Source organism: Deinococcus actinosclerus (genome assembly GCF_001507665.1).
Classification (GTDB): Bacteria; Deinococcota; Deinococci; order Deinococcales; family Deinococcaceae; genus Deinococcus; species Deinococcus actinosclerus.
In genome coordinates, this window is sequence record NZ_CP013910.1 from 1,192,445 (window position 1) to 1,205,322 (window position 12,878).

Annotated in this window: 13 protein-coding genes; 10 read left to right on the forward strand and 3 right to left on the reverse strand. The window is 69.4% G+C overall.

Features of this window, described 5'->3' with window-relative positions:
- Positions 1-291: 291 nt before the first annotated feature.
- Positions 292-2,448, forward strand: a complete 2,157-nt coding sequence (locus AUC44_RS05740; protein WP_062157782.1) for a glutamine synthetase III family protein — start codon at positions 292-294, stop codon at positions 2,446-2,448.
- A gap of 139 nt (positions 2,449-2,587) precedes the next feature.
- Positions 2,588-3,400 (forward strand): AAC(3) family N-acetyltransferase, encoded by an 813-nt coding sequence (locus AUC44_RS05745; RefSeq protein WP_062157783.1) that lies wholly within the window; start codon positions 2,588-2,590, stop codon positions 3,398-3,400.
- Positions 3,401-3,454: 54 nt separating this feature from the next.
- Here AUC44_RS05745 and AUC44_RS05750 read toward each other — a convergent pair whose 3' ends face one another.
- The 3 genes from AUC44_RS05750 to gyrA all read right to left on the reverse strand — a co-directional run bounded on the left by AUC44_RS05750 (position 3,455) and on the right by gyrA (position 8,320).
- A complete protein-coding gene (locus tag AUC44_RS05750) occupies positions 3,455-4,816 on the reverse strand; it encodes an FAD-dependent oxidoreductase (protein WP_062157784.1) in 1,362 nt (453 codons plus the stop codon).
- 149 nt (positions 4,817-4,965) lie between these two features.
- Positions 4,966-5,583 (reverse strand): helix-turn-helix domain-containing protein, encoded by a 618-nt coding sequence (locus tag AUC44_RS05755; RefSeq protein ID WP_062157785.1) that lies wholly within the window; start codon positions 5,581-5,583, stop codon positions 4,966-4,968.
- 301 nt (positions 5,584-5,884) lie between these two features.
- Positions 5,885-8,320 carry a DNA gyrase subunit A gene (gene gyrA, locus AUC44_RS05760; RefSeq protein WP_062157786.1) on the reverse strand — a complete coding sequence of 812 codons (2,436 nt, stop codon included), beginning with the start codon at positions 8,318-8,320 and terminating at the stop codon, positions 5,885-5,887.
- Between the two features lie 226 nt (positions 8,321-8,546).
- On the opposite strand from gyrA, the gene AUC44_RS05765 reads away from it, so the two are divergent.
- From AUC44_RS05765 to AUC44_RS05800, 8 genes are all read left to right on the forward strand, one after another.
- On the forward strand, positions 8,547-9,317 hold the full coding sequence (locus tag AUC44_RS05765) for a tyrosine-protein phosphatase (protein ID WP_082688963.1): 771 nt from the start codon (positions 8,547-8,549) through the stop codon (positions 9,315-9,317).
- 10 nt (positions 9,318-9,327) lie between these two features.
- Positions 9,328-9,678 carry a roadblock/LC7 domain-containing protein gene (locus AUC44_RS05770; RefSeq protein WP_062157787.1) on the forward strand — a complete coding sequence of 117 codons (351 nt, stop codon included), beginning with the start codon at positions 9,328-9,330 and terminating at the stop codon, positions 9,676-9,678.
- Positions 9,675-10,010: a roadblock/LC7 domain-containing protein gene (locus tag AUC44_RS05775; protein WP_062157788.1), complete on the forward strand. Its 336-nt coding sequence runs from the start codon at positions 9,675-9,677 to the stop codon at positions 10,008-10,010. The genes AUC44_RS05770 and AUC44_RS05775 overlap by 4 nt, the downstream gene beginning before the upstream one ends.
- Positions 10,007-10,327, forward strand: coding sequence for a roadblock/LC7 domain-containing protein (locus tag AUC44_RS05780; protein WP_062157789.1), 321 nt, complete (start codon positions 10,007-10,009; stop codon positions 10,325-10,327). Before AUC44_RS05775 ends, AUC44_RS05780 begins: the two co-directional genes overlap by 4 nt.
- 96 nt (positions 10,328-10,423) lie before the next feature.
- Complete coding sequence (gene hemB / locus AUC44_RS05785; protein WP_062157790.1) at positions 10,424-11,425, forward strand: porphobilinogen synthase; 1,002 nt, start codon at positions 10,424-10,426, stop codon at positions 11,423-11,425.
- A 58-nt stretch (positions 11,426-11,483) separates the two neighbouring features.
- Positions 11,484-12,023: a cyclin-dependent kinase inhibitor 3 family protein gene (locus AUC44_RS05790; RefSeq protein ID WP_062157791.1), complete on the forward strand. Its 540-nt coding sequence runs from the start codon at positions 11,484-11,486 to the stop codon at positions 12,021-12,023.
- A gap of 27 nt (positions 12,024-12,050) precedes the next feature.
- Positions 12,051-12,353, forward strand: coding sequence for an antibiotic biosynthesis monooxygenase family protein (locus tag AUC44_RS05795; RefSeq protein ID WP_062157792.1), 303 nt, complete (start codon positions 12,051-12,053; stop codon positions 12,351-12,353).
- A gap of 28 nt (positions 12,354-12,381) precedes the next feature.
- Positions 12,382-12,876 carry a hypothetical protein gene (locus tag AUC44_RS05800; protein WP_062157793.1) on the forward strand — a complete coding sequence of 165 codons (495 nt, stop codon included), beginning with the start codon at positions 12,382-12,384 and terminating at the stop codon, positions 12,874-12,876.
- The last annotated feature ends 2 nt before the right edge of the window (positions 12,877-12,878 follow it).

A 12,878-nucleotide genomic window follows, 5' to 3' on the forward strand; every position in this document is an offset into this window, starting at 1 on the left:
CGCGTCCAGAAATGCTACGACCTCTGGCCCGTGCCGGGGTGGCGGTGCAGAGTGTTGCGCGTCGGATTCCAGTGTGGCAGATCCGCGGTGTACAAACTGCACGCCTTCGCTTGTCAAGCCCCGGACCGTCCCGGTATTCCGGCATGTTGTGCAGAAGTATTCGTTGACCGTCTTCAGGCCGGGCTCATATACTCCGGGCGTAGTGATGCCCGGTGGCGCTACGGGAGCGGCGTGAAATCAGGGATGCCAAGCGCGCCGCGCACCCCCCAGCCACCGCGCACAGGGAGCGACATGAACCATGACTTCGACGTGATCTCCGCCGCCCGCAACTGGCGCACGGACACCGTGGCGACCGCCACGCCCGATCAGATCATCAGCAGCGTGTACGCCAGCGACGTCCTGACCCTGGAACAGCTCAAGGCCCGCCTGAGCAAACCCACCTTCAAGAGCCTCCAGGCGACCCTGGAACGCGGCGCGACCCTCGATCCCAGCATCGCCGACACCGTGGCGCTCGCCATGAAGACCTGGGCCATGGAGAAGGGTGCCACGCACTACACCCACTGGTTCCACCCCCTGACCGGCTCGACCGCCGAGAAGCACGACTCCTTCGTGTCCCCCAACGGCGATGGCAGCGCCATCGCCACCTTCAGCGGCAAGGAACTCATCCAGGCCGAACCGGACGCCAGCTCCTTCCCGTCCGGCGGCCTGCGCGCCACCTTCGAGGCGCGCGGCTACACCGCCTGGGACGCCAGCAGCCCCGCGTTCATCATGCGCCACGCCAACGGCGCGACCCTGTGCATCCCCACCGCGTTCGCCAGCTGGACCGGCGAGGCGCTGGACACCAAGACGCCCCTGCTGCGCTCCGTCGAGGCGCTGAACAAGGCCGTCACGCCCGCCCTGAAGCTCTTCGGGGCCAGCGAGGGCACCCGCGTGAGCAGCACCCTGGGCGCCGAGCAGGAATACTTCCTGATCGCCGAGGAGTACTACTACCGCCGCCCCGACCTCGTCATGACCGGCCGCACCCTCTTCGGCGCGCAGCCCCCGCGCGGCCAGGAACTCGAGGACCACTACTTCGGCGCGATCCCCGACCGCGTCCTGAGCTACATGACCGACGCCGAGCAGCAGCTGTACGCGCTGGGCATCCCGGTCAAGACCCGCCACAACGAGGTCGCGCCCGGCCAGTTTGAGATCGCCCCGATCTTCGAGGACAGCAACATCGCCGCCGACCACCAGCAGCTCACCATGCAGGTGCTGCGCAACACCGCCCGCAAGTACGGCCTCGTGGCCCTGCTGCACGAGAAGCCCTTCGCCGGCGTGAACGGCTCGGGCAAGCACTGTAACTGGAGCATGAGCACCAACGCCGGGGAGAACCTCCTGGAGCCCGGCGACACCCCGCACGAGAACCTGCAGTTCCTGTTCTTCACTTCAGCCGTCATCAAGGCCGTGGATGAGCACCAGGACCTGCTGCGTATCAGCGTCGCCAGCGCCAGCAACGACCACCGCCTGGGCGCCAACGAGGCCCCGCCCGCGATCATCAGCATCTTCCTGGGCAGCGAACTGAGCGACATCTTCGACCGCCTGGAAAGCGGCCAGGGCGGGCGCGGCGCCGAGGCCGGCCTGCTGGGCCTGGGCACCAGCGTGCTGCCCCCGCTGCCCCGTCACGCCGGGGACCGCAACCGCACCAGCCCGTTTGCGTTCACCGGGAACAAGTTCGAATTCCGCGCGGCGGGCAGCAGCCAGAGCATCTCCTTCCCGATCACGGTCCTGAACACCATCGTCGCGGACGCCGTGAGCGCCCTGGCCGCCGAGCTGAAGGCCAAGCTGGACGGCGGCGCGGACCTGAACAGCGCCGTGGCGGACATCGTGAAGGCCACCTACAGCGCCCACAAGCGCATCGTCTTCAACGGCGACGGCTACAGCGACGAGTGGCACCAGGAAGCCGAGCATGGCCGCAAGCTCCTGAACCTGCGCACCACCCTGGACGCCGTGCACCACCTGACCGACGCGAAGAACGGCGCTCTGTTCGAGAAGTTCAAGGTGCTGTCTGACCGTGAACTGGCCGCCCGTCAGGAAATCATGTACGACATCTACTTCAAGACGGTGAACATCGAGGGCGAGACCACCGAGTACATGGCCCGCACCATGATCCTCCCCGCCGCCGTGAAGTACCTGTCCGAACTGCACGCCGCCGGGGGCAGCAAGGCCATCAAGGGCGTGGCTGCCGAGGTCGAGGCCGCCGCGGACGAACTGTTCGACGCCGTGCAGGCCCTCAGCGCCCAGAACGCCGCCACCGGCGGGGACGAGGTGCACGAGAAGGCCCACCACATGCGCGATCAGGTGCTGCCTGCCATGAGCGCCGTGCGCAAGGCCGCCGACAAGCTGGAGAAGGTTGTCGCCGAGCAGCACTGGCCGCTGCCGACCTACCGCCAGATGCTCTTCGTCAAGTAAACCCAGTTTTGAAGGGGGGCGGCGCGTAGGGAGACCTGCGCGCCGCTCCCTTCGACATGCCTGGCAGCACTGTGCCGGTGGGCCGTCACTGTGGCCGTTCCCCATGCCGGACGCGCGCCCTGCGGAGTAGACTGGGTGAGTGCTGAACCTGCTGCGTCGACCCGCCGTGACCCCCGCCGAACTGGACGAGGGGCTGCGCGCACTGGGACTGGACGGCACCGGGCACGTGATCGTGCACGCCAGCCTGAAATCCTTCGGGCAGCTCGAAGGCGGGGCGCGCACGGTCGTGGACGCCCTGGAGCGCGCGAGCGCCACGGTGGTCGCCCCGGCCTTCACGTACTCCACGCTGCTCTCGCGGCCCACCGCGACCGCCCACGCGCGCTTCCACCGGGACTCGCGGGTCAGCCGGGACATCGGGCGGGTGCCGCAGGAACTCGTGGAACGCGCCGACGCCCTGCGCTCCTTCCATCCCACGCTGAGTTTCATCGCGCTGGGCCAGGAGGCGCGCCGCATCACCGAGGCGCAGTCCCTGAGCAGCCCCTACCAGCCCATCGGGGCGCTTTACGACCTGGACGGATACGCGCTGCTGATGGGCGTGGATTTCGGCAGCAACACCAGCGTCCACTACGGCGAACACCTCGCGGGCCTGCCGCTCCTGACGCGGTACGTGCCGCTGGACGGGCAGGTCGTGCCGACCGCTTTCCCGAACTGCTCGGCCGACTTCGACAACCTCGCGCCCGAGGTGCATGCCCGCGCCCGCAGCGTGCAGGTGGGCCAGAGCACCCTGCGGCTGTACCGCGTGCGGGACCTCGTGGACAGCACCGTGCGCCTCCTGAACCGCGACCCGGAAGGGCTGCTGTGCACCTACCGCGGCTGCCGCTGCCAGGAAGTGCGGACGCTGGTGCGTCAGCAGGGCCTCAGGCCCCGCGTGCATACCGGCCTGATCAGCTGAAGCCACAGGGAAGGAGGCGGCCCGCCAGTCCCGGGGGCCGCCTCCCTGTGGTGGTCAGCCCTTGCGGTGGCCGAGCATCAGCTCGCGGCGCACGACCTTGGCGCGCGGGCGGCCCTGCGCCTGCCCCTCGGCCAGTTCGTGCGCGTCGAGGACCTGCCAGTCGTGGAAGGAGTAGACCTGCACGCCCTTCCCACGCAGCAGGGCGTCCACGGCCTCGCGGGTGGGGTGGGCGGCGCCGGGCAGCTTCCCGTCTTTGGCGTCGGCCAGCAGGTGGGCGACGGTGTCGGTGGCGTCCTTGCGGTTCGTACCGACCACGCCGCTGGGGCCGCGCTTGATCCACCCGGCGGTGTACTCGCCCACGCGGCCCACCACGCGGCCCTCGTCGTTGGCGATCACGCCGCGCTTCTCGTCGAAGGGCACGCCGGGCAGCGCCACGCCGCGGTACCCGACCGAGCGCAGCACCATCTGCACGGGCAGCACCTCGAACTCGCCGGTGCCGACCGCGTTGCCGTTCTCATCCAGGCGGTTGCGCTCGACCTTCAGGCCGCCCACGCGCCCCTGGCCGTCGTCGAGGATCTCGACGGGAGAGACCAGGAAGCGCAGATGCACGCGCCGCGCCTTGCCCTCGGCTTCGCGGGCGGCGAAGTCGCGCAGGACCTCCACGTTCTTCTTCTTGGTGTTGTCGGTGATCGCGGCTTCCTCGGCCTCGCTCAGCGCGATCTCCTCCGGTTTCACTACGGGTTCGGCGGCGTGCAGTTCACCGAACTCGCGCAGTTCCTTGGTGGTGAAGGCGGCCTGCGCGGGCCCGCGGCGGCCCAGTACCCACACGTCCTGCACGTGGCTGGCGTCCAGCGCGCTCAGGGCGTGCGCGGCAATATCGCTCTCGTGGAGTTCCTGCGCGGTCTTCACGAGGATGCGGCTCACGTCCAGCGCCACGTTGCCGACGCCGACCACGGCGACGCCGCTGGCACTGAGGACCATCTCGCGCGCGGCGGCGTCCGGGTGGCCGTTGTACCACGCGACGAACTCCGTGGCGCTCATGCTGCCCGCCAGGTCCTCGCCTGGAATGCCCAGGCGGCGGTCGCTGCTGGCCCCGACGGTGTACAGCACGGCGTCGTAGTGGGTCAGGGCGTCCTCGTGGGTGAGGTCGGTGCCGAATTCCACGTTGCCCAGGAAGCGCACGCGCGGGTCGCCGAGGGTCTTCTCGAAGCCGCGCGTGACGCTCTTGATCGTCAGGTGGTCGGGCGCCACGCCGTAGCGCACCAGGCCGTACGGGGTGGGGAGGCGGTCGTAGACGTCCACCTGGGCGGGCACGTCGGTCTGTTTCAGGAGGGCCTCGGTGGCGAAGATGCCGCTGGGGCCGCTGCCGATCACGGCGACGCGCAGGGGGCGGTCGGGGGTGTAGGTCTGGGTCATCGCCCGAGTCTATGCACACGCGGGGCGCGCTGGGAATGCCAACCGTCCAGGATTCGTGTCACATGTACAGAAACACCGCTGGACAGGGGAGGGGACATGAGGAGCCGCCGCCCCCGGGTGGGAGGCGGCGGCGCGGTGAGGTTCGGGGGTTACGCGGCGGCGATGTCGGCCAGGGCCGATTCGTTCTTCAGGGTGATCTTGCCGTACCCGGCGCTGATCACGCCCTCGCGGGAGAGTTCCCCGACGACCTTGGTGACGGTCTCGCGGACCGACCCGACGGCGGCGGCCAGTTCGTCGTGCGTGGCGTAGATCATGGTCTCGCCGCTGTCGAGCTGGGTGGCCAGGGCGGTGTCCTTGAGTTCCAGCAGTTCCCCGGCGATGCGGGCGCGCAGCCGCTTGCCGACGAGGCGGTAGATGCTCTCGTAGGCGCGTTCCAGGGTCCGCACGAGGTGGGTGGTGACGTGCAGGTTGTCCTCGGCGCTCATCAGGGCGGGGTTGATCACGTCGATGCTGGAGTCGGTGACGGCCTCGGCGAAGTAGGCGCGGTTCACGCCGGCCAGGGCTTCCTCGCCGAAGTACTCGCCGGGTTTGACGTAGCGCAGGGTCAGGCCGTTGCCGTCGTCGTCCATGGTGTGCACGCGCACCAGACCGTTGGCGACGCGGTAGAGCATGTCGCTCTTGCCGGGGTAGAGGATGACGGCGCCGGGGCGGTAGGTGACGGTGTCCACGAAGGTCCGGGTGCTGGGGGTGCGGGTGTTGCTGATCATTGGGTCGCCTCCTTGGGCGTGGGAGCGGAGGTTGAGGAGAGCCGGGGTGGCGGGCCGCTGGCCCATTTCCCGACGTGCTCACAGTGTAACCGAAAATCACTTTTTTGTAAACAGTTTTGTTTCTTTAATCTGGCTTTAGGTTACAGATCAGGCTCCTGAAGACTGCTCTGCCGAGGGCCACCAGCACGGCGCCGCCTCTGGCTGCCGGTCCGCGCCCGACTCACCGGAGCCTCACCCGGAGCGACAGCAAGAGGCCGGGGCGCGCGTCACCGCCCGCCCCGGCCTCACGCAGCGGCGCGCCTTAGAGTTCGTCCTCGCGGCGGATCGGGAAGGCGCTGATCACACTGTCCTTGTCGGCAATGTTGATCACCTTCACGCCCTGCGCGTTGCGGCCGGTCACGCGGACCTCCTCCACGCGGGTGCGGATCACGGTGCCCTTCTCGGTCAGCACCATCAGTTCCTCGTTGCCGCCCACGCGGGCCAGGGTCACGAGCTTGCCGGTCTTGTCGGTCACGTCCAGCGTGATCACGCCCATGCCGCCGCGCCCCTTGGCCGGGTAGTCGCCCACCGGGGTGCGCTTGCCCAGACCGCACTCGCTGACCGCGAGCAGTTCGCTGTCCACGTCACTGCCGGGCACCAGCGCCATGCTGACCACCGCGTCGTCCTCGCCGTCGCGCAGGCGGATACCGATCACGCCCTGCGTCGCGCGGCCCGTCTCGCGAACCTCGCCGCTCTCGAAGCGCATCGCCTTGCCGTTGCGGGTCGCCAGGACCACGTGGTCGCCGTCCTGCACGATGCCGACGCCGATCAGCTCGTCACCCGGCTGCAGGTTGATCGCGATCAGGCCCGCCGAGGTGATGTTGCCGTACTCGGTGATCAGCGTCTTCTTCACGATGCCGTTCTTCGTGGCGAAGATGAAGCACCCGGCCTCCTCGAAGCCCTTGACGCTCAGCACCGACGCGACGTTCTCCTCTTCACGCAGGCTGGGCAGCAGGTTGCGGATGTGCGTGCCCTTGGCGTCGCGGCCCGCTTCCGGCAGGTCGTAGATCTTCTCGTGGAACACGCGGCCCTGGTCGGTGAAGAACAGCAGGTAGTCGTGCGTGCTCCCCACGAACACGCGGGTGTTCACGTCCTCCTGGCGCAGCTTGCCGCCGCTCGCGCCGCGCCCGCCGCGACTCTGGGCGCGGTAGGCGTCCAGCTTCGTGCGCTTGAGGTACCCGGCCTTGGTCATGGTGATGACCATGTCCTCGACGGCGATCAGGTCCTCCTTGGTGATGTCCTCTTCCAGCAGGGTGATCGCGCTGCGGCGCTCGTCGCCGTAGCTGTCGCGCACCGCGCGGATCTCCTTCTTGATCTCGCGCCACAGCAGCTTCTGGTCACCCAGGATCGACTGCAGGAACGCGATGGTCTTCTGCAGCTCGTCGTACTCGCCCTGGAGCTTCTCGCGTTCCAGGCCCACCAGCCGCTGCAGGCGCATGTCCAGGATCGCCTGGGCCTGCACCTCGGTCAGGCCGAAGCGGGCCATCAGCGAGTCGCGCGCCTCGGCGCCGGTGTTGCTGGCGCGGATCAGCGTGATGACCTCGTCGATGTGATCGAGTGCCTTCAGGAGACCTTCGAGGATGTGGGCGCGTTCCTGCGCCTTGTCCAGGTCGTACTGCGTGCGGCGGGTCACGACGTCCTGGCGGTGCTCCAGGAAGTAGCGCATGGTGTCGATCAGCGGCAGCACGCGCGGCTCGCCGTGCACGATACTCAGGTTGATGATCGTGAAGGTGCTCTGGAGCTGCGTGTACTTGTACAGCTGGTTCAGGACCAGGGTGGGGATCGCGCCGCGCTTGAGGTCGATCACGATGCGCACCGGGTCCTTGCGGTCGGACTCGTCGCGCAGGGCGGCGATGTCCGGGATCTTCCCGGCCTTGTACATCGCGCTGATCGTCTGGATCAGGTTGGTCTTGTTCACCTGATACGGGATCTCGCTGATGATGATCTGGTTGCGGCCGTTCTTCTCGTCGATGCGGGCCTTGCCGCGCACCTTCAGGCCGCCGTGCCCGGTCGCGTACGCCTCACGGATGCCCGCGCGGCTGATGCGCCCGCCGGTGGGGAAGTCCGGGCCCTGCACGTGCGTCATCATCTCGTCCAGGCCGATGCCCGGGTCCTCGATCAGCGCGAGCAGACCGTTGCAGATCTCGGTGAGGTTGTGCGGCGGGATGTTCGTCGCCATGCCCACCGCGATCCCCGACGCCCCGTTGATGAGCAGGTTCGGCACGGCGCTGGGCAGGACCGTGGGTTCCTCGGTGGTCTCGTCGTAGTTGGGCTTGAGGTCCACCGTCTTCTTTTCCAGGTCGGCCAGGACTTCCTCGGCGACCTTGGTCATGCGGGCCTCGGTGTAGCGCATCGCGGCGGGCGGGTCGCCGTCGATGGACCCGAAGTTGCCCTGGGGGTGCACCATCGGGTAGCGCATGTTCCACCACTGGCCCAGGCGCACCATCGCGTCGTAGATCGACGAGTCGCCGTGCGGGTGGTACTTCTTCATGACCTCGCCCACGACGGACGCGGACTTGGCGTGCTTGACGTTCGAGTACAGGCCCTCGAGCATCATCGCGTACATGATGCGGCGCTGCACGGGTTTGAGACCGTCGCGCACGTCGGGCAGCGCGCGGTCCACGATCACGTTCATGGCGTAGTTGATGAAGTTGGTCTTGACTTCACTGGTGATGTCAACGGGGTGAATTCCAGTCATGTGGCTCCAGTCGTGAGGCTGCTGCGGCCCAGTGGGGGCGCCGCGTCAGCCTGGAATGTCGAGGCCCGGCCGCTCCGGGAATGGATTGATTCTACCACACAAATTATGCTCTTGGCGTAATAGAACCCGCTCCCTCAATGACCCCATTGTACCCCAGAATTCCCGCGCCACACCGTCACTCCCGCCACCCCGACCCCGGCAGCCGGCCCGTCAGACTGCACCCCCCATGACCACTTCCGAACAGCCCCCCGGCGGGCTCCTCAATTTCCGCCGCAGCCTCCCCGGCCTGTCCCGCAGCGACACCCTCAGCCGCCTCACGCCAGACGGTCGGCGCGACCTCCACGCCCTGAACTTCAGCCGCATCATCGACCTGCGCGGCCGCACCGAACGCGCGGCCGATCCACCCCCCTTCCTGGGCCACCCTGCCTACCTGAACCTGCCCCTGCTCCCGTGGCGCCACCGCGCCTTCAACGAGGCCAGCGCCGCCGCCCGCAGCAACGCCGATTACATGACCGCCATGCTCGACCACGCGCCCAACCAGATCGTGACGGTCCTGGGCGCGATCCTCGACGCCCCACCCGGCCCGGTCCTCATTCACTGCCACGCGGGCAAGGACCGCACCGGCCTGATCGCCGCCCTGTGCAGTGAACTCGCCGGGCAGACCCGCGACCAGACGGCCGCCGACTACGCCGCCAGTGGCCCCGCCCTGACCCGCTTCTACCGCGACCAGCAGGCCCGCCGCACGCCCGAACAGTGGGCCCGACTCGCCCCGTTCGTCCCGACCCGGGCCGACGACATCCGGCACACCCTGAACCGCCTCGACGACACCTGGGGTGGACTGAGGGTCTACCTGAGCGCGCACGGGCTGCTCCGGACCGAAACCGAGGCGCTGCGAAACCGGCTCCTCGACGTGAAAAATCCCGCATCAGGCGGGGGGGGCGGCGCCCCCACCGCTGGGGCAGATCAGCCCCCACATCCCGCCGCGCGCGACATATGATGCAAGACACATGCTCGATCACCTCACTCAACTGATCCGTGACGTCGACGGAGCCTGGGCCGCCGCCATCGCGGGTCTCGACGGGCTCCTGATCGAGGGGCACGCCACGCTGGACGCCGACCTGAGCCTGCTCGTCGCCGAGCACGCCGGTCTGTACCGCGCCGCGCACACCGTCTACACCGACACCCTGCAGGGCGGCGCGCCCCGCGAACTGTACCTGCGCGGCGAGCGCCTGAGCGTCTACCTGCACCCCATCAAGACCGAGTACTTCCTGCTGCTCGCCGTGGACGCCCGCAGCAACCTCGGGCAGGCGCGCCTGTACGGCCGCGACGCCGCCCGCAAACTGGAGGCCACGCTGTGATCCTCGACCCCCTGCGCACCCTGCCCGGCGTGATCGCCGCCGCCCTGGTCGGCGCCGACGGCCTCGCCGTGGAATCCTACGGCGACGGCGGCGACGGCCTGGCCGCTGAACTCGCGTCGCTGCGCCAGGGCATGGACCGCACCGGTCGCCGCCTCGGCACCGGGGACGTGACCCGACTGGCCTTCACCAGCGAGCGGGTGGAGGTCGTGGCCGTCACCACCGGCCCCTACACCCTGGGCGCCGCCATGACGCGCGGCAGTGACACCCGCACCGCCCAGCAGAGCCTCGCGCGACTCGCCGTGGATCTGGTCATGCCCCGGGAAACGCCATGATCGACGGCCTGCTCGACGTGCGCGGCGTGCGGCACAGCGCCCTGGTCGGCCTGGACGGCAAGGTGGTCGCCCGGGCCGGACTGAGGGAGGCGGACCTGCCGGCCGAACTGACCCTGGTGGCCGCCGGCCGCGCCGTGATCGGCAGCCTGCAGAGCAACCTGAACGCGGACGGCTGGCAGGAACTCCTGCTTGACGTGGACGGCGGCCCGGTGCTCCTGACCCCGCACGGCAATCAGGTGCTGCTGACGGCTTTCGACGACGTGTCCAGCCTGGGCCGCGTGCGCTTCGCCGTGCGCCGCCTGCTCGGCACCGTCTGACCGCGCCCTGACGACCGCTCCCCACTCCGGGGAGTTTTTTTCATGCCCCGGAGGTCCGTTGCATTCGTCCCGCCGCGCGCGCGCTAGCGTAGACGCATGGATCGTCCCCGCCGCCTGCGCCGCACACCCGCCCTGCGCGCCCTGACCCGCGAGGTGCACCTGCACCCCAGCCAGTTCATCCATCCGATCTTCGTGCACGAGCGCGACAGCGTGACGGACATCGCCACCATGCCCGGCGTGCAGCGCCACTCCATCGAGAGCGCCGTGAATCAGGCGCGTGAAGCCCTGAGCCTCGGCGTTCCCAGCGTGATCCTCTTCGGCATTCCCGACCACAAGGACGCGACCGGCACCCAGGCGTACGCCGAGGAGGGCATCATCCAGCGGGCCACGCGCGCCATCAAGGCCGCCGTGCCCGGCATCAACGTCATCGCGGACACCTGCCTGTGCGAGTACACCGACCACGGCCACTGCGGCCCGCTGTGCGAGGTGCCCGGCCTGAGCGGCGCGGACGCCTGGACGGTGGACAACGACGCCAGCCTGACCCTGCTGGCCCAGACCGCCGTGTCGCAGGCCCGCGCTGGCGCCGACGTGATCGCCCCCAGCGCCATGATGGACGGGCAGGTCGCCGCGATCCGCGCCGCACTGGACGACGCGGGCTTCACGCACGTGCCGGTCATGAGCTACGCCGTGAAGTACGCCAGCGCCTACTACGGCCCCTTCCGCGACGCGGCCGGCAGCACCCCCAGCGTCGGCAACCGCGCCACCTACCAGATGGACCCCGCCGGCGGCTACCGTGAGGCGCTGCGCGAGGCCCGCCTGGACGCCGAACAGGGCGCCGACACCCTGATGGTCAAACCCGCCCTGGCGTACCTGGACGTCCTGAACCTCCTCAAGCGCGAGTTCGACCTGCCGGTCGTGGCCTACAACGTCAGCGGCGAGTACTCGCTGATCAAGGCCGCCGCCGCCGCCGGCTTCATGGACGAGCGCCGCACCGTCCTGGAAACCCTGACCGGGATGCGCCGCGCCGGGGCCGACGCCATCATCACCTACCACGCGCTGGACGCCGCCCGCTGGCTCTCCGAGCAGGTCATCCTGTGAGAGCGAATCGAGAAGGGCGAGGGGCCGCCCCTGAAACGGTGGCCCACAGAGGCCGCGCGTGACCAGCGCCGCCAACCCCATCCGCGTGGACTGGATTCCCACGGGGTTGTGGCCGGGCCGCCTGGGCCTGACCTTCGCGCCTGGCAAGAAGGGCGGCAGCGTGTACCAGCCGGGCGTCACCCACGACCGCAGCGTCACGGGGGACATGCGGACCCTCGCGCAGCAGGGCACGACCGTCCTCGCGCCGCTCATCGAGGACTTCGAGTTCGACCTGCTCGGCATGGACGGTTACCACGACGCCGCCTCCGAGTACAGCATCGAGGTCGCCCCGTACCCCATCCCGGACGGGCACGCGCCGCACGACCCACGTGATTTCGCCGCGTACGTGGACGAACTCATGACCCACCTGCTTGACGGGCGCAGCGTCGTCGTGCACTGCCGCGGCGGGCTGGGCCGCGCGGGCCTGACCGCCGCGTGCCTGCTCGTGCAGGGCGGCCTGAACGCCGACGACGCCATCGCCCTGGTCCGCGAGACCCGCAGCCCGCACGCCATCGAGACGGAGGCGCAGGAACGCTTCATTCACGACTTCGCCCGCTGACCCGACCCGTCCCAGGGAGGCCCCACCATGATCACCGTCGCCAACCGCATCTACGTGAACCCCGAGTACCATGACGCCTTCGAGGCACGCTTTCGCGAGCGGGCCGGACTGGTGGACGGCATGCCCGGCTTCATCGCCAACCACGTCCTGCGCCCCACCCGGGACGGCGATCCGTTCGTGGTCCTGACCTTCTGGGAGTCCCGCGAGGCTTTCGAGGCCTGGACGACCAGCGACGCCTTCCGGCAGGGGCACGCCCGCAGCGGCACCCTCCCGAAGGACGCCTTCAGCGGCCCGAACGTGCTGGAACTCCACGAGGTCGTCGCCCGCTGACCGGCACCGGCAGGACTAGACTGGGCGCATGAAGCCTCTTGCCCTGCTCGGCGCGGCCCTGCTCGCCTCCGTCCTCGGCGCGTGCGCGCCGGCCGTGACCGCCCCGCAGACCGGACGGATCGTGAACGCCCGCACGGGCGAGGAGGGCGCCGTGACCTTCACGCGCGGCACCCTCACGCCGCGCCTGGGTGACCCGTTCGCGCCGGACAACGCAACCATCCGCATCGGCGGGCGCACCTACACGGGCCGCACGTACCTGATCGGGGGCGGCGCGCTGCCCGGCGGACTGGGCTTCAGCGTGGCCGTCGGCGCGGGCAGTGGCAGCGACGGCAGCGCCTTCACAGGTGGCAGCACCCGCGTCGAGGGCGGCCGCCCCGTTCCCGCCTTCACCGGGAACCTGATCGCCCGCGCGGAGGGTGCCCCGCCCGCCCTGCTGACCTGCACCCTGACGGTGGACGCGCAGGAACGGGGCATCGGCGAGTGCTTCGACGGGGCGGGCACCCGCTACGCCCTGCAGTTCTGAAC